25 protein-coding genes and 1 pseudogene are annotated in these 25,824 nt (G+C 54.3%); 11 read left to right on the top strand and 15 right to left on the bottom strand.

Annotated elements, in window-relative coordinates:
• Positions 1-117 precede the first annotated feature (117 nt).
• From G3I67_RS07125 to G3I67_RS07100, 6 genes are read left to right on the top strand one after another with little or no spacing between them, the layout of a single operon-like run.
• Positions 118-1,089 carry a Bug family tripartite tricarboxylate transporter substrate binding protein gene (locus G3I67_RS07125; protein ID WP_163653385.1) on the top strand — a complete coding sequence of 324 codons (972 nt, stop codon included), beginning with the start codon at positions 118-120 and terminating at the stop codon, positions 1,087-1,089.
• A gap of 45 nt (positions 1,090-1,134) precedes the next feature.
• Positions 1,135-1,827 carry an RraA family protein gene (locus tag G3I67_RS07120; RefSeq protein ID WP_163653382.1) on the top strand — a complete coding sequence of 231 codons (693 nt, stop codon included), beginning with the start codon at positions 1,135-1,137 and terminating at the stop codon, positions 1,825-1,827.
• Positions 1,824-2,756, top strand: coding sequence for a hydroxyacid dehydrogenase (locus G3I67_RS07115; protein ID WP_163653379.1), 933 nt, complete (start codon positions 1,824-1,826; stop codon positions 2,754-2,756). Before G3I67_RS07120 ends, G3I67_RS07115 begins: the two co-directional genes overlap by 4 nt.
• A gap of 8 nt (positions 2,757-2,764) precedes the next feature.
• Positions 2,765-3,688 (top strand): SMP-30/gluconolactonase/LRE family protein, encoded by a 924-nt coding sequence (locus tag G3I67_RS07110; protein ID WP_163653376.1) that lies wholly within the window; start codon positions 2,765-2,767, stop codon positions 3,686-3,688.
• A gap of 26 nt (positions 3,689-3,714) precedes the next feature.
• The gene (locus tag G3I67_RS07105; protein ID WP_163653373.1) at positions 3,715-4,677 is read left to right on the top strand and encodes a Bug family tripartite tricarboxylate transporter substrate binding protein; all 963 of its coding nucleotides are present in this window, start codon (positions 3,715-3,717) and stop codon (positions 4,675-4,677) included.
• A gap of 10 nt (positions 4,678-4,687) precedes the next feature.
• The gene (locus tag G3I67_RS07100; protein ID WP_163653370.1) at positions 4,688-5,740 is read left to right on the top strand and encodes an amidohydrolase family protein; all 1,053 of its coding nucleotides are present in this window, start codon (positions 4,688-4,690) and stop codon (positions 5,738-5,740) included.
• Here the strand turns inward: G3I67_RS07100 and G3I67_RS07095 are convergent.
• Positions 5,704-6,423 carry a GntR family transcriptional regulator gene (locus G3I67_RS07095; protein ID WP_163653367.1) on the bottom strand — a complete coding sequence of 240 codons (720 nt, stop codon included), beginning with the start codon at positions 6,421-6,423 and terminating at the stop codon, positions 5,704-5,706. The genes G3I67_RS07100 and G3I67_RS07095 overlap by 37 nt on opposite strands.
• 124 nt (positions 6,424-6,547) lie before the next feature.
• Here G3I67_RS07095 and G3I67_RS07090 point away from each other — a divergent pair, with 124 nt between their 5' ends.
• Complete coding sequence (locus G3I67_RS07090) at positions 6,548-7,258, top strand: ribonuclease activity regulator RraA (RefSeq protein ID WP_163654078.1); 711 nt, start codon at positions 6,548-6,550, stop codon at positions 7,256-7,258.
• A gap of 90 nt (positions 7,259-7,348) precedes the next feature.
• Positions 7,349-8,284: a Bug family tripartite tricarboxylate transporter substrate binding protein gene (locus G3I67_RS07085; protein WP_235931803.1), complete on the top strand. Its 936-nt coding sequence runs from the start codon at positions 7,349-7,351 to the stop codon at positions 8,282-8,284.
• Here the strand turns inward: G3I67_RS07085 and G3I67_RS07080 are convergent.
• The 5 genes from G3I67_RS07080 to fba all read right to left on the bottom strand — a co-directional run bounded on the left by G3I67_RS07080 (position 8,277) and on the right by fba (position 13,077).
• Positions 8,277-9,308, bottom strand: a complete 1,032-nt coding sequence (locus G3I67_RS07080) for an L-threonylcarbamoyladenylate synthase (protein WP_163653364.1) — start codon at positions 9,306-9,308, stop codon at positions 8,277-8,279. The genes G3I67_RS07085 and G3I67_RS07080 overlap by 8 nt on opposite strands.
• Entirely contained in the window at positions 9,308-10,462 is a 1,155-nt protein-coding gene (locus G3I67_RS07075) for a 5-(carboxyamino)imidazole ribonucleotide synthase (RefSeq protein ID WP_163653361.1), read from the bottom strand. The genes G3I67_RS07080 and G3I67_RS07075 overlap by 1 nt, the downstream gene beginning before the upstream one ends.
• Positions 10,459-10,992 carry a 5-(carboxyamino)imidazole ribonucleotide mutase gene (purE, locus tag G3I67_RS07070; RefSeq protein WP_163653358.1) on the bottom strand — a complete coding sequence of 178 codons (534 nt, stop codon included), beginning with the start codon at positions 10,990-10,992 and terminating at the stop codon, positions 10,459-10,461. The genes G3I67_RS07075 and purE overlap by 4 nt, the downstream gene beginning before the upstream one ends.
• Before the next feature lie 62 nt (positions 10,993-11,054).
• Positions 11,055-11,936, bottom strand: coding sequence for a phosphoribosylaminoimidazolesuccinocarboxamide synthase (locus G3I67_RS07065; protein ID WP_163653355.1), 882 nt, complete (start codon positions 11,934-11,936; stop codon positions 11,055-11,057).
• 76 nt (positions 11,937-12,012) lie between these two features.
• A complete protein-coding gene (fba, locus tag G3I67_RS07060; RefSeq protein WP_163653352.1) occupies positions 12,013-13,077 on the bottom strand; it encodes a class II fructose-bisphosphate aldolase in 1,065 nt (354 codons plus the stop codon).
• 153 nt (positions 13,078-13,230) lie between these two features.
• Here fba and G3I67_RS07055 point away from each other — a divergent pair, with 153 nt between their 5' ends.
• Positions 13,231-14,352 (top strand): methyltransferase, encoded by a 1,122-nt coding sequence (locus tag G3I67_RS07055; RefSeq protein WP_163653350.1) that lies wholly within the window; start codon positions 13,231-13,233, stop codon positions 14,350-14,352.
• A 6-nt stretch (positions 14,353-14,358) separates the two neighbouring features.
• Here the strand turns inward: G3I67_RS07055 and mog are convergent, their stop codons facing one another.
• Entirely contained in the window at positions 14,359-14,991 is a 633-nt protein-coding gene (mog, locus tag G3I67_RS07050) for a molybdopterin adenylyltransferase (protein WP_163653347.1), read from the bottom strand.
• Positions 14,992-15,145: 154 nt separating this feature from the next.
• On the opposite strand from mog, the gene G3I67_RS07045 reads away from it, so the two are divergent.
• Entirely contained in the window at positions 15,146-16,621 is a 1,476-nt protein-coding gene (locus G3I67_RS07045; RefSeq protein WP_163653344.1) for an inorganic phosphate transporter, read from the top strand.
• A gap of 22 nt (positions 16,622-16,643) precedes the next feature.
• Here G3I67_RS07045 and G3I67_RS07040 read toward each other — a convergent pair whose 3' ends face one another.
• The 5 genes from G3I67_RS07040 to G3I67_RS07020 form a co-directional block, all read right to left on the bottom strand.
• Positions 16,644-17,414, bottom strand: coding sequence for an ABC transporter permease (locus G3I67_RS07040; RefSeq protein WP_163653342.1), 771 nt, complete (start codon positions 17,412-17,414; stop codon positions 16,644-16,646).
• Positions 17,411-18,604: an ABC transporter substrate-binding protein gene (locus G3I67_RS07035; protein WP_163653339.1), complete on the bottom strand. Its 1,194-nt coding sequence runs from the start codon at positions 18,602-18,604 to the stop codon at positions 17,411-17,413. Before G3I67_RS07035 ends, G3I67_RS07040 begins: the two co-directional genes overlap by 4 nt.
• Positions 18,594-19,439, bottom strand: coding sequence for an ABC transporter ATP-binding protein (locus G3I67_RS07030; RefSeq protein WP_163653336.1), 846 nt, complete (start codon positions 19,437-19,439; stop codon positions 18,594-18,596). Before G3I67_RS07030 ends, G3I67_RS07035 begins: the two co-directional genes overlap by 11 nt.
• A 155-nt stretch (positions 19,440-19,594) precedes the next feature.
• Positions 19,595-19,903, bottom strand: a complete 309-nt coding sequence (locus G3I67_RS07025; protein ID WP_163653333.1) for a chaperone modulator CbpM — start codon at positions 19,901-19,903, stop codon at positions 19,595-19,597.
• Entirely contained in the window at positions 19,900-20,886 is a 987-nt protein-coding gene (locus G3I67_RS07020) for a DnaJ C-terminal domain-containing protein (protein WP_163653330.1), read from the bottom strand. The genes G3I67_RS07025 and G3I67_RS07020 overlap by 4 nt, the downstream gene beginning before the upstream one ends.
• Before the next feature lie 123 nt (positions 20,887-21,009).
• On the opposite strand from G3I67_RS07020, the pseudogene G3I67_RS07015 reads away from it, so the two are divergent.
• Positions 21,010-21,336: pseudogene (locus G3I67_RS07015) on the top strand (DHCW motif cupin fold protein); the annotation flags it as partial.
• A 72-nt stretch (positions 21,337-21,408) separates the two neighbouring features.
• Here G3I67_RS07015 and G3I67_RS07010 read toward each other — a convergent pair.
• The 3 genes from G3I67_RS07010 to tkt are packed head-to-tail and all read right to left on the bottom strand — an operon-like array spanning position 21,409 to position 25,765.
• Positions 21,409-22,605 (bottom strand): phosphoglycerate kinase, encoded by a 1,197-nt coding sequence (locus G3I67_RS07010; RefSeq protein ID WP_163653326.1) that lies wholly within the window; start codon positions 22,603-22,605, stop codon positions 21,409-21,411.
• A 60-nt stretch (positions 22,606-22,665) separates the two neighbouring features.
• Positions 22,666-23,679 carry a type I glyceraldehyde-3-phosphate dehydrogenase gene (gene gap / locus G3I67_RS07005; protein ID WP_163653323.1) on the bottom strand — a complete coding sequence of 338 codons (1,014 nt, stop codon included), beginning with the start codon at positions 23,677-23,679 and terminating at the stop codon, positions 22,666-22,668.
• Between the two features lie 40 nt (positions 23,680-23,719).
• A complete protein-coding gene (gene tkt, locus G3I67_RS07000) occupies positions 23,720-25,765 on the bottom strand; it encodes a transketolase (RefSeq protein WP_163653306.1) in 2,046 nt (681 codons plus the stop codon).
• Positions 25,766-25,824 lie beyond the last annotated feature (59 nt).

Genomic DNA, 25,824 nt, shown 5'->3' with positions numbered 1-25,824 from the left:
GACGATACACGGTTCAACTGATGAAACAGTGTTGTAACAAGTGGAACACTTTTTTATAGTTCGAACAATAAAAAGTGAATGCAGTGAATTCCATCAGTTGCTAACCGGAGACGAAACTTGTTCAACCGTTTGTTATGCCTGCTCATCGCAGCATCGTCCGTTTGCATTGCCCCGACAATTCAGGCGCAGAACTATCCCAGTAAAACAATACGATTGATCGTACCCTTCCCTCCGGGTGGTGGGACTGACCTCGTATCGAGAGAGTTGGCGGCCGCCTTGAGTCAATCGACAGGCTGGTCAGTTGTCAGCGAAAACAAACCCGGCGCAGGAGGCAATCTTGGCGTGGACGCCGCGGCCAAGGCACCGGCAGATGGGTACACCCTGGTCATGGGACAAACAAGCAATCTGGCCATCAACCCGACTCTTTACAGCAAGCTGCCTTATGACCCGCTCAAGGATCTGGCTCCGATCGTACTGGTCGGCACATCGCCCATGGTTTTGGTGGTGCCGGCAAGCTCTCCTTATAAAACGCTTGCTGACTTGATCAACGATGCCAAAGCGCGTCCGGGTGCGCTGAACTTCGCGTCATCCGGAAACGGCACTGTCGCCCATCTATCGACCGAAAGACTTCAGCAGATTGCGAACTTCAAGGCCCAGCATATTCCGTACAAGGGTTTCAACCTGGCATTCAGTGATCTGGTTGCCGGACAAGTTCAGATGTTCATGTCATCCATACCGACGTTGCTGGGACAAATCCGAACCGGCAAATTAAGGCCTCTGGCAGTCAGCTCATTGCAACGCTCGGATGAGCTGCCCGATGTGCCGACCATTGCGGAATCCGGCTATCCCGGGTTCGAGGCGATCACCTGGTTCGGCGTGTTGGCGCCAGCCTCGATACCGCCGCACATCCTTGCCCTGTTGAACAAGGAAATCAATCGAGCGATGGAGTCACCTGCTTTCAAAGCCAAATTGAAAAGCGAAGGCGCCACCATTCAAGGGGGCAGTACCGAACGTTTCAGCGACCTGCTTAAACAAGACTACGCAATGTGGTCGCAGGTTGTGAAATCCTCCGGCGCAAAAATCGATTAACGATTGGCATCTATTTTTATCTCTTTCAGAACGAGTCTTCACATCATGAGCAACACATCACTGCCACCCATTCGTCGCGATATTCAACGCGTATCGCCGGACCTGGTCAAAAAAGCGAGTCAATATCAAGCTGCGATTCTGGCCGATGTGGCAGGACGTCGCGGCGCCTTGGGCGGACGCATCGCCCCGCTGGGACGTCATATGAAAGTGGCGGGCCCGGCCTTCACCGTCGAGGTGCGCCCCGGCGATAACCTGATGTTTCACGCCGCGCTAGCGTTGGCGCAACCGGGCGATGTCATCGTTGTCGATGGCAAGGGGGATCAGACCAGCGCGCTATGCGGCACGATCATGAGCACGCAGGCTCAAGCCGCAGGCCTAGCTGGGTTCGTTCTCGATGCTGCGGCACGCGATTCGGAAGAACTTGCTGAAGGCGATTTTCCGGTTTTTTGCGTTGGCACCAATCCAAACGGTCCAACCAAGGGGCTGGCCGGCAGGGTCAATTGGCCAGTCACCCTCGCAGGTGTCTCGGTCAACCCAGGGGATTTGATCATCGGTGATGCAGACGGAGTCGTTGTGATTCCGAAGGAAAACGCCGAAGAAATCGTGGCGCTTGCGCAAAAAAAGGTGGATGCCGAAGCCAAACGCATTGCCGCAATCAAGCAAGGCAATCTTGGTGCACCTTGGCTTAACGAAGCATTACGGCAGGCAGGCGCCCTTAAGGTGGACGAATCGCTATGAATTCCAATCATCCCAAGCCTGCTGTGCTGGTCACTGGCGCCGATTTGGCTCACGAAGCGATCGCGATCCTGAAAGACTTCGACCTTCAGTACGCAGGAGCAAAGCCGACCGAAGAAGACCTCATTCGATTGGTGACTCAACACGATCCGATCGCGATAATCGTACGTTATGGCCGCATCACCCCTGCCATAATTTCGGCGGCTAAATCCCTTCAGGTCATTTCCAAGCACGGCAGCGGTATCGATACGATCGACCAAGCAGCAGCCAAAGCACGCGGCATTCACGTATGCGCGGCGGCGGGGGCCAATGCAGCGGCCGTTGCCGAACATGCCATCGCATTAATGCTGGGCTGCGCAAAATCGGTTGCCCCCCTCAATGCGCGCATGCATCAAGGTCATTGGGATAAATCGACCCATAAGAGTCTCGAACTTGAGGGGCGCACATTAGGCCTGATCGGACTCGGTTCGATCGGTCTGCGCGTTGCTGCCATTGCCCACGCAATGGGCATGCGAATCATCGGATTCGATCCATTCGCCAAATCCGTGCCGAACTATCTGCAATGTGTGCGCATTGAAGAAATCTGGAAACAGTCGGATGTCATTTCCCTGCATTGCCCATTGACGGATGAAAACCGCAACCTGATAAACGCATCAGTTTTCGCTCAATGCAAGGATGGTGTCGTGATCGTCAATACTGCGCGCGGCGGCTTGATCAACGAGTCCGATCTTGTGCAAGCGCTGCGTTCAAAGAAAGTACGTTCGGCAGGCATCGACAGCTTCAGCCAGGAGCCACCACCTGCCGACCATGTGTTTTTCAACGAACCCGGATTGCTGTTAAGTCCGCATATTGGTGGAGTCACCGCCGATGCATATGTCAAAATGGGCTGCGGTGCCGCGCAAAACATACTCAGTGTCCTGAATAAGAAATAGGAGGCGTTGTGTACTTAAAAAAGATACCGGAAGTGCAGGCAGCGGAAGTCTGGACGACCATGCCCGATCGATTTCGTCATGTGGGTGTGCGCTCCGAATGGGCCGATGCCAATCGCGGTGGTGAGCCAATCGATTCGTTCATCGAAGGGCCGGTGTTCGATCGACACGGCAATCTCTACATTACCGATATCGTATTTGGTCGGATTTTTCGCATTAATCCGCAGGCGAACTGGGAATTAATCGTCCAGTACGATGGGGAGCCCAATGGCATGAAATTCATGTCCGAAGATGAATTACTCATCACCGATTACAAAAACGGACTGATGAAATTAAATCTTCAAACAAGACAAGTCTCGCCTTTCCTGACACGCCGCAACTCCGAAAGATTTAAGGGACCGAACGACCTAGTATTCGACTCGGCCGGTAATCTCTATTTTACGGATCAGGGGCAAACAGGCATGCACGATCCTTCCGGATGCGTGTATCGACTCCGGCCCAACGGTCAGCTTGATCTGTTGATCGACAATATTCCCAGCCCGAACGGAATTGTCCTGTCACCGGACGAAAAGGTTCTTTTCATCGGTGTCACGCGCGGAAACTGCATTTGGCGCGCGCCTTTGCTGGCCGATGGCAGTGTCGCCAAGGTCGGTCAATTTTTTACATCCTACGGGCCTAGTGGGCCTGACGGCTTAACAATGGACCAAGCCGGCAATCTGGCTATCGCCAATCCCGGATTAGGCTATCTATGGCTTCTAAATCACCGGGCCGAACCAATCGCAGTCTGGGCCAGCCCGTGCGGCCAGTCGTTGACGAACATGGCTTATGGCGATGAAGATCGTCAGACGCTTTATTGCACCGAATCGCAAACAGCATCAATCCTGAAAATCCGAATGCCCCACCCCGGCATGTCTCTGCATGTTCCGGCCCGTTGATTGAACTTGAAGAACTGGAAATCAAAATGAAAAAAATTCTGACTACTCTTGCCGCTCTATTGATGGCCGCGATCGTCGCATCACCGACGCATGCCGCATATCCGGACAGTCCGATTTCGATGGTCGTTCCCTACGCGCCCGGCGGTGCCGCCGACACATTGGCACGCCTGATCTCACAGCATCTCGCCACAAAGCTCAATGGCTCCGTCATCGTGGTCAATCGCGCCGGGGCAAGCGGAATCATCGGCGCCAACTCGGTTGCCCAGGCGAAAGGCGATGGCTACACATTTCTATACGACGCCACTCCTTTTTCGATCAATCCGTTTTTGCAGAAACTGAACTTCGATCCGCAAAAAGACCTGATACCCGTGACGCAAGTCTCGGTCACACCGATGCTGCTTGTCGTGCCCAAAAACTCCCCATTCAACTCACTACAGGATGTGGTCAAAGCTGCTAAAGCGAATCCCGGAAAATTAACGTTCGGTTCGGGTGGTCAGGGTACGGTGCAATTCATGGCGGGCGAACTCTTTAGTCAGGGTGCCGGCATCAACATGCTGCACATTCCATTCAAAAGCGGCGGACCGGCCATCATGGCAACCGTGGGCGGCCAGGTCGATATGATGTTCTCCAATCTTCCGGCCATCTCGAACCTAGTCAACAAGGGCGAGCTCAAAGCATTGGCCATCACATCGTCTCAACGCAACGCCAATTTTCCGGATGTTCCGACCATCGCCGAATCCGGTGTGAAGGGTTACGAGGCTTACGAATGGAACGGCATATTCGCGCCAAAAGGCACCCCAGTGGCGATCATGAACACGGTGCAAAACGCGGTAAAGGAAGTCCTCCAGTTGCCCGAAGTTAAAGAGCGATTCGATGCGCTCGGCACGAAAATCATTGCATCCACGCCGGAAGACTTTAAAAAATACATGGATGTTGAATCCGCCAAATGGGCAAAGGTGGTCAAGCAGGCAAACATTCAACCCCAGTGATCTCAGCGATATGAAGCCGACGCATGCCTCTCCGCACATTTCTGTTCGCCCGCAATGGCTGGCTCTAGGACGTGAAGAGATTGTGCTGCCTGACCTGCCAATCATCGATCCGCATCACCACCTCTGGGATCGTCCGGGCAATCGCTACCTGCTTGACGATCTCAAAGCCGATCTCGATTCGGGCCATCGCGTACTGGCGACAATGTACGTACAGTGCAGAAGCATGTACAGGCAAAATGTTGATCCAAAATTCCAGTCGATCGGTGAAGTCGAATTCGCCAGCGGGATCGGTGCACAGTTTGCAAGCGGGTTATATGGAGAGGCGCTTGGCTGTGCCGGTATCGTCGGATTTGCCGACTTACTGCTTGGGGATGGTGTCGAGGATGTCCTTCTGAAACTGATCGCAGCAGGCGGCGGTCGACTCAAAGGGATACGAAACACCACCGCGTGGCATTCGCATCCCGACGTCGTCAGCAATCCGATTCCGCCTCCAAAAGGCCTGCTGGCCGATGCGAATTTTATCGAAGGCGCGAGGCTTCTTGCCCGACATGACATGACGCTTGATGTCTGGGCCTATCACACCCAGCTTGGCGAAGTTTATGATCTCGCCCTGTCCTGCCCCCACACAACCATCGTGATCGATCATCTTGGCGGTCCTTTGGGTGTGGGACCCTATGCACATGAACGCAAGGCTGTTTGGACCGAATGGTTCGAATCCATTCGCAAAATCGCTTTGTTGCCAAACGTGCGCATGAAGCTTGGCGGTTTTGGGTTGAAGGTGCTCGGCTATCGATACAACGAATTACCACTACCTCCAGACTCGGACACACTGGTGCGCGACTGGAAGCCTTATATCGAAACACTCATTGAAGCGTTCGGTCCCGAACGCTGCATGTTCGAAAGTAATTTTCCAGTTGATAAAGGAATGTTCTCTTATCACGTCATGTGGAATGCATTTAAGAAACTGACCTTGTCATGCTCTGCGTCCGAACGCAATGCGCTCTTTTTTCAAACCGCGATCGACACCTATTCGCTGGATGCCTCATTGATCCAGTCCGGATAAAGCGTGCGGATTTCTTTGACGAAAGATAAGGTTCCACTCAGGTGTTTCCTTAATGCGGCCTCGGCCGCATGCTGATCCTTTATCTCCAGGGCGTGCAATATCGCTTCGTGATCTCTTACGATCGCATGCGTCTTGCCCTCTGCAGGCAAATTCAATCTGCGCAATCTGTCGATCTGACCACTTTGCTGACAAACCAGATCCCAAAGCCGATTCACGCGCGCCGCCTGATACATTTCTCTGTGAAACGCCTGATCTGCTTTCGAAAATCTCGAGTAATCGAGCGGATCCAGGCTTGATCGCTGCTCGACTATATGGGCCTTTAACTTTTGTATTAATCCGGCATGTTCGCTTTCGGGCAACACGCAGCAGGCTTTCAATATTTCAACCTCTATTGACCTGCGTAAAAAATGCACTTCCAGTGCTGATGTGATATCGATGCGACTCACCACAGTCGCATGTTGGGGGTAGATCTCAACCAATCCATCATCGGCCAGCCGCATCAGGGCATCGCGTATCGGTGTCTGACTCAAACCATAATGCTCGGCTAGTTCCGCGCGCGGCAAAACAGTGCCGGGCGCAAGTTCCAGCGAAATGATCAACCCTCTGAGCGCCTCAAACACTTGGGGGGCGCTTTGTCTGTATCGGTCAAGCTTTAGGGAAGGAATGCGATCCATCACCGTCATGGGAAACCCTTAATTTACATTTATTTTAAATAAATCAATGTATTGACTAACTAATATATTAGTGCTTTACTTGAAAAAATTCATCAAAATTTAATTAAAAATTAAAACGGAGCAGATCATGGCAATGAACCCGGATACCAAAAAGAAGCTCATGCAGGTGAGTACACCGACTCTATGCACAGCTTTGTTTAAACGCGGTTTGCGCAATCAATACATTCAGGATGTGCACCGTTTGAATCCGTCGCTGCCGAATATGGTCGGAGAAGCCTTCACACTGCGCTACATACCTGCACGTGAAGACCTGAACCAATTAACAGTATTCCAGGATCGCACGCATCCACAGCGCGTGGCTGTCGAACAATGCCCCGAGGGTGCGGTTTTGATGATCGATAGCCGTAAAAATCCGCGTGCAGCCTCCGCCGGTTCCATCCTGATTAGCCGCTTGATGAAACGTGGCGTAGCAGGCGTGGTGACTGATGGGGGCTTTCGCGATTCACCTGAAATCGCGAACCTACCCTTCCCCACCTACCACAACCGTCCAAGCCCTCCCACCAATCTGACACTGCATCAGGCCATGGACTTGAACTTGCCGATCGGTTGCGGCGATGTAGCCGTGTTTCCGGGCGATGTCATCGTAGGTGACGGCGAAGGCGTAGTCGTGATCCCTAAAGAAATTGCCGACGAAATTGCGGCCGAAGCATTCGAGATGACGGCATTTGAAGATTTCGTCACTGAAAAAGTGTTGGAAGGCAGAAGCATTATGGGCTTGTACCCGCCAACCGACGAGAAAAACAAAGAAGAATTCCAGTCATGGCGCGTTTCTAAAAACCGTTAAACGACTATGTACGCGAGGAGACTATCGATGCAAAAAACTATCATGAATCGTTTTGCAGGCTTGGCGCTGGTCGTATCCACAACCTGTGCCATGGTGATGTCACCGTTCGCCCAGGCCCAGACGCCATGGCCGAGCGCCAAACCAATCAGCTACATCGTACCGTTCACCCCGGGTGGATCAACGGATGTGATCGGCCGCACGCTTGCGCAAAAACTCAGCGAGTCGCTCAAACAAAGCGTGATCGTAGAGAACAAGCCGGGCACAGGTGGTGGCATTGGCGCAAACTATGTCGCAAAAGCGGCACCCGATGGCTACACCATCATGGGTGGCACAATCAGCACGCATGCGATCAACGTCAGTCTGTACCCCAACCTTGGCTACGATCCGGTCAAGGATTTCGCTCCGGTGTCGCTAGTCGCATTCTTGCCGAACGTGTTGCTGGTTGGCGGCAACTCCGGAATCAATAGCGTTGCGGAATTGATCGAGGTTCTTAAAAAGGACCCGAATCGCCGTACCTTCGCATCCTCCGGCGCGGGCACTTCAACGCATCTTGCCGGTGAATTACTGGCCGATAGGCTGGGCATCAAGTTGACGCACATTCCATATAAGGGCACGCCGCCCGCCATGACGGATGTCTCGACAGGACAAGTCGTCTTCATGTTCGACCAGCTCACTGCCGCATTGCCTTTGATTCAGGCAGGCAAACTCAAGGTGCTGGCAGTGACAACGGATAAGCGCATCGCGGTCTCGCCAGATACGCCCACCATGATCGAAGCGGGTGTTGCTGACTTCAAGATGTTTTCATGGCAAGCGGTGTTTGCACCCAAGGGAACACCGCAACCGATCATCGATCGTTTGAGCACCGACATTTCGAATGCGCTGAAACAACCCGATGTCAAAAACAAACTGACGGAAATGGGCATGGTGATTGTGGGCGGTTCGCCAAGCGAACTCGCGACATTGATGGCAAGCGAAATTCCGCGCTGGTCGGAACTGATCAAAAAATCGAAAGCATCTGCTAACTAAAGGCTGCTGCGGCGCGACCGAGTCTGTCTTTCACGCCAAGCCAATCCGGGTGATCCGGGATCTGCTCCCAAATCATCCGGACATAACCGGTCTGATCCAGGGCACGCAAGGTTGCATATAACACCTGGCCATATGCTGCGTACCCATGAGGCATGGCAATCCAATCAACTTGGGGACTCAACCCGTCCGGGGCATGCATCATCGAGTGCGATACCAATGCCAGCTTTTGTCCTGGGGGCAACTCAGGTTTGACGGCAAGCTTGAGCATATCGTTGATCTTTGCCAGCTGCAAAGGGGTGTGCGGTGCGTAATGCGACTTCAGCGCACCGGACACGCGAGGGGCATGCGCATCGGGGGACAGAACCGGTTGATTCAAGACCTCTGCGATTTGTGCCGCAGTGATATGTCCGGGTCTCAAAAGAACCGGCCCCACGCCCTGATCCAATCGGGATAAGTCGACAATGGTGGACTCGATCCCCACTTCGCTCGAACCGCCTTCAAGTACCGGCATGCCTTTTGCGACCAGTTCGGGAAATTCATGCCGCACATGCGCAGCCTGCGTGGGCGATACCTGACCGAATTTGTTGGCCGACGGCGCGGCGATTCCCCCCTGACCTGCAGGTCGACGAGAGGCAAATCCCCGAATCAATAATTGCGCGACAGGGTGTGAAGGACAGCGGATACCGATACTATCCTGGCCACCGCTCACGACAGGTGAAATATTTTCGGCCCGTTTCAGAATCAAGGTCAGTGGACCGGGCCAAAAGGCATCAATGAGTGCCTGTGCCTCTGGTGGCACTACCTTGACCCAATAAGTCAGATCAGCCTCAGGCGTCACATGCACAATCACGGGATGATTCGATGGCCTGCCTTTAGCGGAGTAGATGAGCCCGACCGCCTCGGTACTTTCGGCGTCCGCCCCCAATCCATAAACCGTTTCAGTCGGAAACGCCACCAATCCGCCCTGCAGCAAGACATCGACAGCTTGCGCAATTTCATGAGCGTTCGACACAGTATCGGTCATCAGGCTACGGCAACAGGCAAGCGCAAGATTTGAACGATCTGGTTGGCTGCTTCTTTGGCCTTTTCAAGCGTTTCGGCCGTGACATTGACATGCCCCATCTTACGGCCACGACGCGCTTCGCGCTTGCCGTACAGGTGCAATGATGCACCCGGAACGGCCAAGACCGAAACCCAGTCAGGCTCGGCCTGCTCATCGCTTTGGTCCGGATACCAGGCATCTCCAAGGATGTTCAACATGACAACAGGAGCCAACAGACGCGTACAACCTAAGGGCAAATGCGCCATGACACGAGCCTGTTGCTCAAACTGGCTGGTCACACAGGCATTCATCGTATAGTGGCCGCTATTGTGCGGTCGCGGAGCGATTTCGTTGACAAGCAATTGACCGTCACCGACAACAAAAAATTCGACACACATCACGCCGTGATAATCCAGACCTTTTGCGATCGCAAACGCAGCTTGCGTGGCCTGTTCGGTCAATGCGACCGGAGTGATATCGACAGTCGTGACAGCCAGAATGCCATCATGATGGACATTGGTCGCGACGGGAAACACCTCGCACTTGCCGTCCAGGCCTCGGGCCATCACCACCGACAATTCTTTCTTGAGGTCAAGCATCGCCTCGAGTACGCAAGGCACACCGCCAAACTCGGTAAAAGCCGCAAGAGCCTCATCACGGGTGCGCACCCGGGCCTGACCTTTGCCGTCGTAACCCAGACGGGCAACCTTCAGGATACCGGGAAATAAATCCACGGGTGCCTGAACGATATCTTGCGATGAACGCACCGGGATATAGGGTGCGACGGCAACACCTTGACTCGTGATGAAAGCCTTTTCGGCGATACGATCCTGAACAATCTCGACCGCATGGGCACCAGGCGTGACGCGGCAATGAGAGGACAACGCCTGCAAACTTTTTGCCGGAACGTTTTCGAACTCGGTCGTCACTGCACGGCAACGCTGCGACAATTTAAGCAAACCATTCTGGTCGTCATAGTCGGCATGAATATGCGCATCAGCCACGACTGCGGCAGGACCATCCGCCGCGGGGTCAAGCACAACAACGCGATATCCCATGGATTGAGCAGCGTGACAAAACATTCTGCCAAGCTGTCCGCCACCCAACAGACCCAACCACTCACCCGGCGCAATCATGCGGGCACCTTCATGGCACGCGCAGCTTCGGTCTGTTTGGCGCGAAACGCACGCAACTTATCGCGCAAGGCTGCATCGGTTGTCGCCAGATTTGCAATTGCATGCAGCGCAGCATTCGCCGCGCCCGCCTCGCCAATCGCAAAAGTAGCAACGGGAACACCTTTAGGCATTTGCACAATCGATAACAGGGAATCTTCGCCACGCAAATATTTGGAAGGAACGGGAACTCCAAAAACAGGCACTTCGGTCAGTGCGGCCATCATGCCGGGCAAATGAGCCGCGCCACCAGCACCGGCAATAATCGCACGCAATCCGCGATCGGCAGCAGCCGCGCCATAATCTGCCATGTCATGGGGCATGCGATGCGCAGATACGACGCGTGTTTCGCAAGGGATGCCGAAATCTTTAAGCATATTGACTGCATGTTGCATCACATCCCAATCGCTCGAAGATCCCATGATCACCCCGACCACCGGTGACACAGCGGAGTCGGTAGTTGTCGAACCGGTTTGATTGGTAGAAATTGACATGCAAATTCCCTGAGTAAAAGCAAATAGATAAGTGACTAGGCCGAATAGTGAGTCTGATCAAATCACTTGATCAAACGCTCTAGCGCCTCGCGATATTTTGCCGCTGTCTTTGCGATGACATCGGAGGGCAAACGCGGCGCAGGCGGCGTTTTATCCCAAACCTGCGTTTCAAGCCAGTCGCGCACAAATTGTTTATCGAAAGATGGCGGGCTGATACCCTCCTTGTATTCGCCCGCAGGCCAGAAGCGCGAGGAATCAGGCGTCAGAACCTCATCCATCAAGTGAAGCGTGCCCTTGTCATCTAGGCCGAATTCGAATTTCGTGTCAGCAATGATGATGCCTTTGGTTGCGGCAAACACAGCAGCTTCGCTGTAAAGGCGCAATGTCACATCGCGGATGCGCTCGGCCATCTCTTGACCGACTTCTTTTACGACATGGGCAAAATCGACGTTTTCGTCATGCAAGCCAAACTCAGCTTTGGCTGCGGGCGTGAAAATCGGCTGGGGCAGTTTGCTTGCCTGTTTTAACCCAGCGGGCAACTTGATCCCGCATACCGAACCCGTTGTCTGGTAATCCTTCCAACCAGAACCGATCAGATATCCGCGCGCAACGGCTTCAACCAGTATGGGTTTGAGTCGTTTAACGACAACCGCTCTTCCAACCACCTGATCACGCTCATCGGCTGCAACCACATCTTCCGGATTGATACCTGTGGAATGGTTCGGCAATACGTGGGCAAGCTTATTCAACCAGAAGTCAGTCAACTCTTTCAGAACCTGGCCTTTGCCGGGGATGGGATCATCCAGAATCACATCGAATGCCGAAATGCGATCCGTTGCAACGATCAACAGCTTGTCATCACCCACCGCGTACATATCGCGCACTTTGCCGCGCGCCAGCAAAGGGAGGGACTTAATGGAAGATTGAAGAATAGGTGAGGCCACGTTTTTACCTATAAAAGTAAAAGCGGACCTGACGTCCGCTTTAGTTCGGCAGTTATCCGAATTTTAACCGCAGTGATTACTGCACAACCTGCGCCAGCTTACCTGCAGCATACTGGGCAGCCACTTCTTTCAAGGGAGTGACTTTGATTTTGCTGGCATTGCCTGCTGTGCCGAACTGCTGATAGCGCGCAACACAAATTGCCTTGGCGGCTTCGCGTGCGGGCTTGAGGTATTCGCGCGGATCGAACTTGCCTGGATTTTCGGCGAAGAAACGACGGATCGCGCCGGTCATCGCCAAACGGATATCGGTGTCGATATTGATCTTGCGCACACCAAACTTGATGGCTTCCTGAATTTCTTCAACCGGCACACCGTAGGTTTCTTTCATGTCGCCGCCGAACTGGCGGATCTCGGCCAGCAATTCTTGTGGCACGCTCGAGCTGCCGTGCATGACCAAGTGAGTGTTGGGCAAACGCTTATTGATTTCTTTGATGCGAGCAATCGACAGAATATCGCCGGTGGGTTTGCGAGTAAATTTGTATGCACCATGACTGGTGCCGATCGCAATAGCCAATGCATCCAGCTGTGTGCGACGGACAAAGTCGGCAGCCTGCTCAGGGTCCGTCAGCAACTGATCCATAGTCAGCTTGCCATCGGCACCGTGGCCGTCTTCCTTGTCGCCTTGCATGGTTTCGAGTGATCCCAGGCAGCCCAACTCGCCCTCGACCGTTACACCAAGCTTGTGAGCCATATCGACTACCTGCTTGGTAACGGCGACGTTGTATTCGTAGTCCGCAATGGTTTTGCCGTCTTCTTTCAATGAGCCATCCATCATCACGCTGGAGAACCCGAGATCGATGGCACCCTGGCAAATCTTGGGAGACTGTCCGTGGTCCTGGTGCATCACGACCGGAATATGGGGATACGATTCGACGGCGGCCTGAATCAGGTACTTCAGAAATCCTTCTCCTGCGTATTTGCGTGCGCCGGCAGATGCCTGCATGATGACAGGGCTATCGGTTTGGGCAGCGGCTTCCATGATGGCCTGAACCTGCTCGAGGTTGTTCACGTTGAAAGCGGGAATACCGTAGCCGTGTTCCGCGGCATGATCCAAAAGCTGGCGCATTGATACGAGAGCCATGAGAAATCCTTTTTAGAGCAAAATGTCAGGGTTGATCTGGAATTAACCTGTTATTTTACGGCAGCATGACAGTCTTTGCCTTTTAAGTCATTTCAAAGCTTTCTTTAGCCAAGCACCCCTCTTTTTTCGACCTTACACCCAAGAGACAAACTCATGCCCGATGGCGACATTAAACACCCGGAGTGTGCGCTACCACTACCCTGGCGATCGGAAAACGGCTGGGCTGCGCCGCGACGCTTTCAACAAGCCGACGACACCATGTCCGCGGATGTGGCTTACCGGCTTGCCAGCGAGGGTGTAGGACTGCTCTGGACCGGGGACTTCCAGAATGCGCGGCAGCTTTTGCAAGCCCTTGGACGGCGCACCGCCAGACGGCCTGTCAAATACTCGGATCTACCCTACCCCGAAAGATTCCACAAAATCAGGCTGGCCCGCTCGCAAAGGGCACGGACCATGGGCATGCTCTTGCTTGCCGTGGATTCCGGCCACCAGCTCAAACACCGCCGCGCGCCTGACATCAGACTGGCCTGCGAGGCTGCCTACGGAGAGGACACGCATGGATATGTTGTGCCCTTGACTGAGCTATTAGGAGTCATCAGCGCCTACGAATGGCGCAAGAAAGGCGTTGATGTGCCCGCACTCGGCGCAGCAATCCACCCGCACTATGGCGTGTTTGCGCCGACGCGATCCGAATATCTGGATCTGGTCGTGCGCACGCCTCTGCCCGGCATCGAGATGGCTTTCGATATCGGAACCGGCACAGGCGTCCTCGCCGCGCTGCTGGTTAAAAAGGGAATGAAAAAAGTTATCGCAACGGACATCAACCCCTCTGCGATTGCATGCGCGGCGGAAAATATCGCACGACTGGGCATGCACAAACAGGTCCAAGTCAAGGAAATGGACTTGTTCCCGTTCGGCCAAGCCGATTTGGTCATCTGCAATCCGCCGTGGCTACCCGGACGACCGAGCTCGACTCTGGAGCAAGCTATTTACGATCCGGATCAGGCCATGCTGAACCATTTCCTGTCCGGCGCAGCAGCGCACCTCAAGCCGGGAGGACAAGCATGGCTGATCATGTCGGACCTGGCTGAACATCTCGGCTTGCGCTCGCGCGCATACCTGCTCGAAAAAATAGAGCACGCCGGACTCGAAGTGCTGGAAAGAATCGACACTCGCCCTGTGCACCCTAAATCGCTCGATCCGGAAGATCCGCTTGCCGATGCGCGTCGCCTCGAAATCACATCCCTCTGGCGGCTTGGTCGATCCCCTAAATAGAAGACTTCAGGCCTGAGGTCTGCGAGCCGATTTCGGTCGAAAAGCCTTGACCACGGCATCATGCGTATCGATATATGGGCCACCGATCAAGTCGATACAGTAAGGCACGGCAGCGAAAATTCCGGACACAACCTGGCTGCCGTCTTCTCGTTTGAGCCCCTCGAGTGTTTCGCTGATTGCTTTGGGTTGGCCAGGCAAATTGATGATCAACGCGGCGTGCCCTTCGATTTCCCTGAGCACTGCGACCTGGCGTGACAAGATTGCTGTCGGAACGAATTGCAGGCTGATTTGGCGCATTTGCTCGCCAAAACCCGGCATTTCACGGGTGGCAACCGCCTGGGTCGCCTCCGGCGTTACGTCACGTCGCGCTGGTCCCGTCCCGCCCGTGGTCAGCACCAAATGGCATCTCTGGACATCTACCAATTCGATTAAGGTCGCCGAAATAGTCGACGCGTCATCCTGTATCAATCTTGGCACCGTCTGCACCGGGGTGCGCATAGCCTTTTCAAGCCAAGCCACCAGCGCGGGGATGCCCTGATCTTCATACACGCCGGATGAAGCCCGATCGGAAACAGACACCAACCCGACACGCAATGTATCGGAAGAAGATTGAGAGGCAGGCACGGACGAGTTTGACATGATTTCTCTATGAATGATTGGTGAAACATCGCTTAAACACGAGCCATTAATGTACCTAAAGTCTGGAGGGTTCGAAACAAGTAGCGCCAAACCGAACAAAAACATGACATAAGCATTACAAGTAAAATACGGCAAATCCACTCAAGAAATCATCATGTTCGATCTGTTCGCAGGACTGACCCCTTGGGTCATTATCAGTCTGATACTGGCGCTGACCTTTGTTCTGGCTTTCGAATTCATCAACGGGTTTCACGACACGGCAAACGCCGTCGCAACTGTCATCTATACAAAAGCCATGCCCCCCCATCTGGCGGTCGTGGCGTCGGGAATCTTCAATTTTCTTGGTGTCTTGCTTGGAGGCGTCGGGGTCGCGTACGCCATTGTCCACCTGCTACCCGTCGAACTCCTGATAGATGTGGACACCAGCCGCGGCCTGATCATGGTGTTTGCCATGCTGACCGCCGCTATCGCCTGGAACCTCGGCACCTGGTATTTCGGCATCCCTGCGTCCAGCTCCCATACCCTGATCGGTTCCATTCTCGGCGTGGGTCTGGCAAACGCATGGATCACCGGCATTCCCTTGACCGAAGGGGTGAACTGGCGCAAAGCGATCGAAATCGGGATGTCGCTTGTATTTTCTCCCGCTGCCGGTTTTCTGCTTGCAGGCCTGTTTCTGGTCTTGCTGAAATATTTCGCGCCTCTTTCGAAAATGCACATCACGCCAGAAAAGCGGCGCGAAGTGGCAGAAAAAAAGCGCCCCCCTTTCTGGAACCGCGTTGTTTTGATCGCTTCGGCCATGGGAGTCAGTTTTGTACATGGATCAAATGACGGCCAAAAAGGTATCGGGCTAATCATGCTCGTTCTGATCGGTATCGTGCCGGCCAAGTTCGTGCTTGACCTTGAAGCTACTCCTTACCAGATCAAAAGAACTTACGATGCAGCCCTGCACCTGAGCGAGTTCTACGAACGCAATACCCACACGCTTGGCGAGTTTCTGATGCTCGAAAAAGCGAACTCCCGGGAAGATCTTCCAAAGGTATATCGCTGCGACCCTACGACTACGATGGCGACAATCGCCGCGGTTCGCAAAAATCTCGAAGGTGTGCGCGATTACGAGACGCTCACTCCCGAAAAGCGCATTGAAACCCGACGCTATCTGCTTTGCCTGGATGACACCGCCCGCAAGGTCACCGCACTGCCAGGGTTGCCAAGCCGCGAAAAGTCGGACTTGAAAAAACTTCACCAGGATCTCGTGTCAACTACCGAATATTCACCCTTCTGGGTCATCCTTGCGGTTGCACTGGCACTTGGTCTGGGGACAATGGTTGGCTGGAAACGTGTCGTGCTTACTGTAGGCGAAAAAATCGGCAAGGCAGGCATGACTTACGCACAAGGAATGTGCGCACAGGTGACTGCGGTCATCATGATTGGCCTGGCAAATATCTATCGCCTTCCGGTTTCAACCACCCACGTCCTGTCGTCCGGCGTGGCTGGCACCATGGTTGCCAATAGAAGCGGGCTACATACCAACACCGTCAAGACAATCATGATGGCATGGGTGTTAACGTTGCCCGCCTCCATGTTGTTGTCAGCTGGCTTATTCTGGGCGGCATCAAAAGTCTTGCACTAACATCAACACGAAAGATCGACAATTAATGCTTGTTCCAGAGGCTATAGAGTTTTCTAAAGCCGGTGTCGAGCAAGAACCCCAGCAGACCGATCAGCACGACTGTTGCCATTAATTCGTTGTACGCCAGGCGATCACGGGTATCCAGGATGAAGTATCCGAGGCCCGCGGATACGCCTAGCATTTCGCATGGCACCAATACGATCCAGACAATGCCGATGGCCAGTCGCGTACCGGTCAGAATATGCCCAAGCACACCAGGCAAGACAACGCCCTTGAGCGTCTCCCAGTGGGTTGCCGACAAGCTTTGCGACAACTGCAACCAGCGGCGATCCAACTGCTTAACCCCTGCCAATGTGTTGAGCATGATGGGCCACATTGCTGCGAAAGCCAACAAAAAATAAACCGGCTTATCACCTACACCGAATGCCATCACAGCAATCGGCATCCACGACAAAGGCGAAATCATTCGCAAGAATTGGAATGCGGGCGAAAGGGTTGCATTCATGAAGTTGGAGGCTCCCAACAACAATCCGAGCGGCACGCCCACCAGTAAAGCAAAAAACAACCCAATGGCCACGCGCTGCAAGCTGACCACAATATGTATCCAGATCTCGCCACCTTTGAGCAATTCATAAAGCGCAATAAGCGCAGGACCCGGAGCAAAACGCTGCCCCATGCTATCGGCGGGCGTGAAGGGAACCGTGAGCAACCACCAAATTCCCACCATCAGAAGGATACCGGCTAATCCCTGAAGTGCGCGTACAACAGCATCCGACTTTGAACGCTCGCTCATGACAACTCAATCACTTCCTTGCGTGAATATCCGGCGGGCTGACCAAACTTGGACATTCCACCCAACGCTTCGATGGCGCGCTTGACGAAGCGATCATCCACAAGTTGCGATGCCGCCGTTTTGCCATCCAATGAAGTCAAAAAGCCGCGATCCGCTTCGATCAAGGTGTCCTTGAGTCGGGCAACCAGCTCTTCGGTATAGCTCGGATAAGGATAAGGCTGAAAATCGATACGCTTCTCCTGCCACTGTGCGTGTCTGATCGCACGCGACGCCAGATAGGTTTCGGTATCGGAGGCTGGTGGCGCGAGGACTTTCGACAAGACTGGCAAGGCATGCGGGGTATAGTGATTCACGCCTTCTTTGGACAGCAACTTGGCAGTCTCTTCGCGATGATCGCGAATCCATAGTTGTGCGCGCACAATCGCGTCCACAACCTTTTGCGACCACTCCGGACGCTGCTCAAGATCACGTTCGTGCATGAATACCGTGCAGCAGGCGTGGTTCTTCCATACATCGCCGGTAAAGCGCAAAACCTTGCCGATATCCATAACCTCCGCGACTGCGTTGAAAGGTTCGGCAACGATATATCCCGAAATTTTGCCCGTCGCCAATGCCGGTGGCATATCGGAGGGAGCCATCACAACCAGATTGACTTCATTGCCAGCAGGCTTACCTTGCTTTTTTGAGACCGGCGTCAACCCTGCATCACGCAGCATGGCTTGCAACACTACATTGTGAATCGAATACCAGAAAGGCACCGCAATCGTCTTACCCGCCAAATCTTTCAGGTCATGAATGTTTTTGGCGACAGTCAATGCTGAACCGTCCACATGATTCCAGGCCACGACTTTGGCAGGCACTTTGCTGCCGAATCGTGCCCATACGGTCATGGGGGACAGCAGGTGAACAACGTTGACCTGGCCGGCGATAAACGCCTCGATCAATTGGGCCCAGCTACGAAGCATGGTGGGCTTTTCGACTTCTACACCCGCATCCTTGAAATAGCCGTTGTTGTGCGCAACAAGCAAAGGCGCCGCGTCCGTAATCGGCAAATAACCTATTTTTACCGGACCATCGGATTTTGGTTGAGCCTGGGCATTAAATGCCGAAAGCAATGGGGCGGCACCGCCGACAGTCAATAGACTGGCGAGTTTGAGCATCTCGCGACGGGAAATATATTCAAGACACATGTGCAAGTTCCTTCTCTACATTCATATCGGTGTCGACTCCCGTCCTGGCAGACTGGGGTTGCAAGGCGCGCTGCAAGGTCCGAAGAATTTCGATACGCAATTGACCCAACTCTTCGACGAGATCATCCCGGGGTTGCGAATAGGCAATGTGCCATTCGCCAATCACGTGCGCAGGTGCGCCGCCAAGCAAGACGATGCGATCGGCAACCTGCAACGCTTCGTCGATATCATGAGTGATCAGCAATGCCGCCGTGCCCAGATCATCCCGCAACTTGAGTAGCAACCGCTGCATGGCGGTTCGCGTGACTTCATCCAAGGCGCCGAACGGTTCGTCCAGCAAAATGACTTCGGGCTGTCGCGCAATGCAACGCGCCAGAGCAGTACGTTGTGCCATGCCACCGGACAATTCGAAGGGCATGCGAAGACGTGCATGTTCAAGCCCGACTTCGCGAATCGCGGCAATCACGCGCTGATTTTTTTCTGCCTGGGATATTTTTGGTTGATGGCGAAAATCCAGCCCGAAAGCGACGTTTTTTTCAAGGGTCAACCAGGGAAGCAGGCTTGGATCCTGGAAGGCCATGGCCACACGCGGATGTGTCCCGCTAATGGGTTCACCATCCACAAGCACCGAACCTGCGGAAGCTTGTTGCAATCCCGCCAGAATACGTAACAAACTGGATTTGCCTACACCACTTGGACCGAGGATCGCGACGATCTCTCCGGCGCCCACATGCAAGTTCAACCCATCGATCAGAGGGTTTGCCGCGCCATACTGCAAGCGTAAATCCTTTGCTTGCAAAACATGGGTATTTCTTTCTGGTACCTTGGAAATCATGCCATCTCACCAGATACGGAGATGCCGTACCTTGAATCAATTGGGATCGATCGCGCAATCACCGCTAAACACACACCACGCGCGCGAAACGATCAGGGAAAGGCAGTTTAGGCCAATCCCCATATATCCCAAATGACTAATAAGTAATTTGATAATTACCTATGGTTTGATAACAATGCCTTTAACTGGCGAATCTCTTCCATCAGATCGATCATCAAGGCAGCCGCATCCGGATTCACCTCGAAATCACGTTGCAAACGGGCCACACTACGCGCCCGCGTCACGGCCTGACTGGCAAAGCGCCAATGTTCGCGTTGCTGTCCGACAGTTGCCGTCACGATACCTTGCTCAACCAGCGTGACGACCCAGTCGATGTGCTGATTACAAAACCTGGCCAACTCGTCCGCAGTAACCGGAGCCTCATGATCAACCAATAAAGCTGTACACACAGTGACCGAACTCATGACTGCACTCCCAGATGGCTACGGGGATTGAATGGGGCTGCCGCGGCAAGCTGCTGATAGGCCGCGCGCGCAGCATCCGAGGTCGCCGGGGGCCAAACGACATCGAGTGTCAGGTACAGATCCCCCGGAGGATCTCCGGGCAACCCTTTGCCTCGCAGGCGCAGTTTGCTGCCTTGCTTGCTACCGGCAGGAATATTGACCTCGACCTGTCCTTGCATGGTGGGCGCGTGCACAGCACCGCCCAACACCGCCTCCCAAGGCGTTACCGGCAGAGTCATCTTCAGATCACGTCCGTCGGGCTGATAAATCGCATGCGGTGCAAAGCGCACTGTCAGAAACAGGTCGCCCGCTTCACCACCACCCTCGCCGGGCATACCTTGCCCCGCCAGACGAATCATCTGGCCTTCGCGTATACCGGTCGGAATCCGCACGCTCAAAGTCCGGTCGACCAACTTGGGATGTCCCTGCTCGTCCAACTGCACCGATCGCAATCCTAGCTCGCGGGTCACTCCCGCAAAGCTGTCTTCAAGCGTGATCTCGATATCGGCGTGATGGTCTTCACCACGCATTTTGAACGTATGCCCACCGGTGTGGGCACCTGGCCCCGCACCATCGAACCCTTGCTGACGATGACGCTGGCGTGATGCCTGCTTAAACAGGCCTTCCATGAAGTCATGAAACTGTGCATCGCCGGCTCCACCGCCCGTGCCGGTAAACTCGAATCCGCGATCCCATCCGGGAGGTGGCATGCCGCCCTGACCACCCGACACACCGGCCGCCAACTGGTCATAGGCCGCACGCTTTTCGGCATCACGCAGCACATCATTGGCCTCGTTAACCTCGCGCATGCGGACATCGGCATCCGCCTCTTTACTGACATCTGGATGGTATTTACGTGCGAGCTTGCGATATGCCTTGCGGATATCATCCTGCGAGGCATCGCGCGGCACACCAAGAATCTTGTAGTAGTCTTTGAATTCCATGAGTAAGGTGGCTCAAGGCGCACCCGAAATGTGGTGACGCTTCTAGAATGGGGGCAAACCACAAAAATTTCAAGCGAATTGAATGACGTCTCGCCCGATAGAGCGAGGTTTAATGGAGTGAAAATGGATATTCAGAATATTCCGTTCGGTACGACGGACTGGTCTAAAGTCGAGCCCACCCTGCACCCGGGAACAACCGGTCAGGCAATCTGGCGAACCCGGCAATTCGGTTCGATTCGCGTCAGGATGGTTGAATACTCACCCGGTTACCTGGCAGATCACTGGTGCGAAAAAGGACACATTCTGCTGTGCCTGGCCGGGTCATTGTCAACGGAACTGAAAGACGGGCGGCGATTCGAACTCACGCCAGGGATGAGCTATCAGGTGGCCGATGGAGCCGAGCCACATCAATCCTCTACGGCAACAGGCGCAACCCTGTTTATCGTCGATAAAAAACCCGTTGGCACTCAAAGCGCCAACGGGCTGACTTGTCGGATAAAACTCGGCTGCGCAAGTGATTAACTATCCGTTTGCGCGTTTTTGCAAAATATCCACGGCCGGTAAGACTTTGCCTTCGAGAAACTCGAGAAAGGCTCCGCCACCGGTCGAGATATAGCTGACCTGGTCGGTGATTTCAAACTTGGCGATCGCCGCAAGCGTGTCACCACCGCCTGCAATCGAAAAGCCCTCCGAATCTGCGATCGCACGCGACACAACCTCGGTACCGTTGGCGAATTGCGCAATTTCGAACACACCGACCGGACCGTTCCAGACAATCGTGCCGGCCTTCTTCAGGATAGCCGCCAATTGATTTGCGGTATCCGGACCGATATCGAGAATCATGTCGTCAGCTGCCACATCTTTCGCAGCCTTAACCGTTGCTTTAGCCGTAGCCGAAAACTCGGTCGCGCAAACCACATCTGAAGGAATAGGCACTGCGGCACCACGCGCTTCCATTTTTTTCATGACAGCGCGCGCCTCTTCGATTTGATCCGGTTCGGCCAAAGATTTCCCGATCGGCAAACCAGCTGCCAGCATGAATGTGTTGGCGATACCGCCACCAACAATCAATTGATCGACCTTGTCTGCCAAGGACTGCAGGATGGACAGTTTGGTCGAAACTTTCGATCCGCCCACAATCGCCACTAATGGACGCTTGGGCGCGTGCAGTGCACGGCCCAACGCCTCAAGCTCGGCCTGCAGCAGCGGGCCTGCGCATGCGATTGGAGCATATTCGGCGATACCGTAAGTGGTGGCTTCAGCGCGATGCGAAGTGCCGAACGCATCATTGGCATAGACATCGCACAATGCCGCCATTTTCTTGGATAACGCGGGATCGTTCTTCTTTTCGCCTTTGTTGACGCGGCAGTTTTCGAGCAACACCACTTGACCGGGCCCAACCGATACGCCATCCACCCAGTTTTGCACCAAAGGCACCGGCACACCCAACAACGACTCAAGTCGCTTGGCGATTGGTGCCAATGAATCCTCAGGGGTGAGCGTGCCTTCAGTTGGGCGTCCCAAATGCGAGGTCACCATGACAGCGGCACCCGCGTCTAATGCCAGCTTGATGCCAGGAACAGATGCGCGGATACGCGTGTCTTCGGAAATGTTGCCCGCATCATCGAAGGGCACGTTCAGATCGGCACGGATAAAAACGCGTTTACCTGCCAGTTTGCCGGCCTGAGCCAGGGCGGAAAGAGTATTGACTGTGGTCATGATCGAGAAACCCAAAAAATAACAAAAGGGCCCCGAAGGGCCCTTATCGACAAGTTGCGCTTACTTAGCGGACATCAATGCAACTGTGGTGTCGAGCATACGATTGGAGAAGCCCCACTCGTTGTCGTACCAGGAAGAAACTTTAACCAGAGGACCTGAAACTTTGGTCAATGTCGCGTCAAAGTTGCTCGAGGCCGGATTGTGGTTGAAGTCAACCGAAACCAGCTGCTCGACGTTATAAGTCAGGATACCCTTGAGCGGACCCGATTCAGCAGCGGCTTTCAGGATATCGTTGACTTCTTCAACGGTTGTATCGCGCTTGGCGATAAACGACAAGTCAACCAGCGAAACGTTGATGGTGGGCACGCGAATAGCGAAACCGTCCAGCTTGCCATTGAGCTCGGGCAACACCAGGCCAACCGCAGCCGCGGCACCGGTCTTGGTGGGGATCATGCTCATGGTTGCCGAGCGGGCGCGACGCAGATCTTCGTGATAAACGTCGGTCAGCACCTGATCGTTGGTGTAGGCATGAATAGTGGTCATCAGGCCGGTCACCACGCCAAGCTTCTCGTGCAATGGCTTGACTAGCGGAGCCAGACAGTTTGTCGTGCAAGATGCATTGGAGATGACAGTGTGTTCTTTCTTAAGAACGTCCTGATTCACGCCAAACACAACCGTTGCGTCTACATCCTTGCCGCCGGGCGCAGAAATAATGACTTTCTTGGCGCCACCCTTGATGTGTGCGGATGCTTTTTCTTTCGAGGTAAAAAAGCCCGTGCATTCGAGCACGACATCGACGTTCAATTCACCCCATGGCAACTCGGCGGGATTGCGATTGGCCAATACGCGGATTTTGTCGCCGTTGACAACCATATAGTCGCCTTCGACGCCGACTGTTCCCGGAAACTTGCCGTGAGCCGTATCGTACTGGGTCAGATGTGCGTTGGTCTTGGGGTCACCCAGATCGTTAATGGCAACGATCTGGATATCGTGCTTTTTGCCACCCTCGTAGTGGGCACGCAAAATGTTGCGGCCGATACGACCATATCCGTTAATAGCTACGCGAATTGTCATGACAACAGCTCCTCAGTTGTGAAATTTGTGAAATTTTTATTTACAAAACCTGTTTGACGGCCTGAACCACTTTGTCAGCCGTCAATCCAAAATGCTTGAACAGCGCGCCAGCCGGTGCCGACTCGCCATAGGTGTCGATGCCGACAACCACCCCATCCAGGCCGACATATTTGTGCCAGAAAGCAGTGACGCCTGCCTCGACCGCAACACGAGGCATGCCTTTGGGCAATACCTTGTTGCGCCAAGACGCATCCTGCTTGTCGAACACATCCGTACTGGGCATCGAAACCACACGCACCGCTATGCCTTCGCCAGCAAGCAGCTTTTGTGCTTCGATGGCGATGGAAACTTCGGAGCCCGTTGCGATGATCGCTGCACGCGCCTGATCGGCGTCTTGCAAAACGTAGCCCCCGCGCGCGACAGCGGCAAGCGTTTCCGGGCTACGCGAAACGAAGGGCAAGTTCTGACGCGAAAGCAGCATGGCCGTCGGGCCACCCGCATGCACATCCATGCCGATACTGGCCGGACGCTCGACGGCAGCCAACCAGGCAGCCGTAGCCTCAACCGTGTCGCATGGACGCCATACAGAAAGATTGGGAATCAAACGCAAGCTGCTGGCATGCTCGATCGATTGGTGTGTCGGGCCGTCTTCGCCCAATCCGATCGAATCGTGAGTAAAGACATGAACAACGCGTTGCTTCATCAACGCAGCCATGCGCAGCGCATTGCGGGAGTAATCCGAGAAGGTCAGGAACGTGCCGCCAAAAGGCAAATAACCGCCATGTAATGCCATGCCGTTCATGATGCCGGCCATGCCGAATTCGCGTACACCATAGTTGATGTGGCGGCCAAACTGAATACCGTTGGCGCCCGCGCGAACAGGTACCGCACCCTTCCAGTCCGTAAAGTTCGAACCGGTCAGATCGGCTGATCCACCAAGCATTTCAGGCAAGGCCTCAACCAATGCCGTGATGGCCAACTGAGATGCCTTGCGGGTTGCAATCGTTTCGGCTTTTGCGTTGGTCGCTTCAAGCAGTTTTTGCGCAGTCTTTGCGAAGTCCGCGGGAAGCTTGCCGCTCATTCGACGCACAAACTCAGCCGCCTCGGCGGGATACTGCGCGCGATAGGCTTCGAATACTCGATTCCACTGGGATTGTGCTTGTGCACCCGCGGGACGCTGATCCCAGCCTCGATACACCGCGTCCGGTATTTCAAACGGATCATGCGACCAGCCAATGGCTGCGCGCGTTTTTGCGATTTCTTCGGCACCAAGCGGCGCACCATGCACCTTATCGGTTCCGGCCACGGTCGGCGCACCTTGTCCGATCACGGTGCGACAGATCACCAAAGTCGGGCGTCCGTGCTGGCGACCCAACTCTTGCGCCTGGGAAATGGCAGCGTCAACCGCATCGACGTCATGTCCATCGGCGACTCGGATCACATTCCAGCCGTAGGCTTCGAATCGCTTGGCCGTATCATCGGCAAACCAGTGTTCAACCCGGCCATCGATCGAAATTCCGTTGTCGTCATAAAGTACGACCAGTTTCGACAAGCGCAGCGTACCGGCCAGCGAACACACTTCATGCGAAATGCCTTCCATCAAACAACCATCGCCGACAAACGCATAGGTGTTGTGATCGACCAGATCCAGGCCGGGACGATTGAATTCCGCAGCCAAAAGGGATTCGGCCAACGCCATCCCCACCGCATTGGCCAAACCTTGTCCCAAGGGGCCAGTGGTGGTTTCGACCCCGGGCGTCACGCCTACTTCAGGGTGGCCCGGGGTTTTAGAATGCAGTTGACGGAAATTGCGCAACTCTTGCATCGGCAGGTCGTAACCGGTCAGGTGCAACAACGCATAAATCAGCATCGATCCATGACCATTGGACAAGACGAACCGATCGCGGTTTGCCCAGGCCGGATCCACCGGATTGTGGCTCAAATGGCGCGTGAAAAGCGCCTGAGCCATTTCGGCCATACCCATCGGCGCACCGGGATGTCCGGAGTTGGCTTGCTGGACTGCGTCCATGGCGAGGGCGCGAATGGCATCGGCCAGTTTGATGGGGGCGGCTGTTGTAGAGTTCATGCGAGATGATTCATTCAAACGACCTCGTGCGACCACGAGATCCGAAAATGGGTTACAAA

The organism is Sheuella amnicola, from assembly GCF_010499255.1.
Classification (GTDB): Bacteria; Pseudomonadota; Gammaproteobacteria; order Burkholderiales; family Burkholderiaceae_B; genus Zwartia; species Zwartia amnicola.
The sequence above is the reverse complement of the archived record's forward strand: the minus strand, read 5'-3'. Positions and strand labels throughout refer to the sequence as shown.

Coding starts and splice junctions, on each gene's coding strand:
- G3I67_RS07120 (WP_163653382.1), top strand. CDS start 1,135: ATGAGCAACACATCACTGCCACCCATTCGTCGCGATATTCAACGCGTA.
- G3I67_RS07115 (WP_163653379.1), top strand. CDS start 1,824: ATGAATTCCAATCATCCCAAGCCTGCTGTGCTGGTCACTGGCGCCGAT.
- G3I67_RS07105 (WP_163653373.1), top strand. CDS start 3,715: ATGAAAAAAATTCTGACTACTCTTGCCGCTCTATTGATGGCCGCGATC.
- G3I67_RS07100 (WP_163653370.1), top strand. CDS start 4,688: ATGAAGCCGACGCATGCCTCTCCGCACATTTCTGTTCGCCCGCAATGG.
- G3I67_RS07095 (WP_163653367.1), bottom strand. CDS start 6,423: ATGACGGTGATGGATCGCATTCCTTCCCTAAAGCTTGACCGATACAGA.
- G3I67_RS07090 (WP_163654078.1), top strand. CDS start 6,548: ATGAACCCGGATACCAAAAAGAAGCTCATGCAGGTGAGTACACCGACT.
- G3I67_RS07085 (WP_235931803.1), top strand. CDS start 7,349: ATGGTGATGTCACCGTTCGCCCAGGCCCAGACGCCATGGCCGAGCGCC.
- G3I67_RS07080 (WP_163653364.1), bottom strand. CDS start 9,308: ATGACCGATACTGTGTCGAACGCTCATGAAATTGCGCAAGCTGTCGAT.
- G3I67_RS07075 (WP_163653361.1), bottom strand. CDS start 10,462: ATGATTGCGCCGGGTGAGTGGTTGGGTCTGTTGGGTGGCGGACAGCTT.
- purE (WP_163653358.1), bottom strand. CDS start 10,992: ATGTCAATTTCTACCAATCAAACCGGTTCGACAACTACCGACTCCGCT.
- fba (WP_163653352.1), bottom strand. CDS start 13,077: ATGGCTCTCGTATCAATGCGCCAGCTTTTGGATCATGCCGCGGAACAC.
- G3I67_RS07055 (WP_163653350.1), top strand. CDS start 13,231: ATGCCCGATGGCGACATTAAACACCCGGAGTGTGCGCTACCACTACCC.
- mog (WP_163653347.1), bottom strand. CDS start 14,991: ATGTCAAACTCGTCCGTGCCTGCCTCTCAATCTTCTTCCGATACATTG.
- G3I67_RS07045 (WP_163653344.1), top strand. CDS start 15,146: ATGTTCGATCTGTTCGCAGGACTGACCCCTTGGGTCATTATCAGTCTG.
- G3I67_RS07040 (WP_163653342.1), bottom strand. CDS start 17,414: ATGAGCGAGCGTTCAAAGTCGGATGCTGTTGTACGCGCACTTCAGGGA.
- G3I67_RS07035 (WP_163653339.1), bottom strand. CDS start 18,604: ATGTGTCTTGAATATATTTCCCGTCGCGAGATGCTCAAACTCGCCAGT.
- G3I67_RS07030 (WP_163653336.1), bottom strand. CDS start 19,439: ATGATTTCCAAGGTACCAGAAAGAAATACCCATGTTTTGCAAGCAAAG.
- G3I67_RS07025 (WP_163653333.1), bottom strand. CDS start 19,903: ATGAGTTCGGTCACTGTGTGTACAGCTTTATTGGTTGATCATGAGGCT.
- G3I67_RS07020 (WP_163653330.1), bottom strand. CDS start 20,886: ATGGAATTCAAAGACTACTACAAGATTCTTGGTGTGCCGCGCGATGCC.
- G3I67_RS07010 (WP_163653326.1), bottom strand. CDS start 22,605: ATGACCACAGTCAATACTCTTTCCGCCCTGGCTCAGGCCGGCAAACTG.
- gap (WP_163653323.1), bottom strand. CDS start 23,679: ATGACAATTCGCGTAGCTATTAACGGATATGGTCGTATCGGCCGCAAC.
- tkt (WP_163653306.1), bottom strand. CDS start 25,765: ATGAACTCTACAACAGCCGCCCCCATCAAACTGGCCGATGCCATTCGC.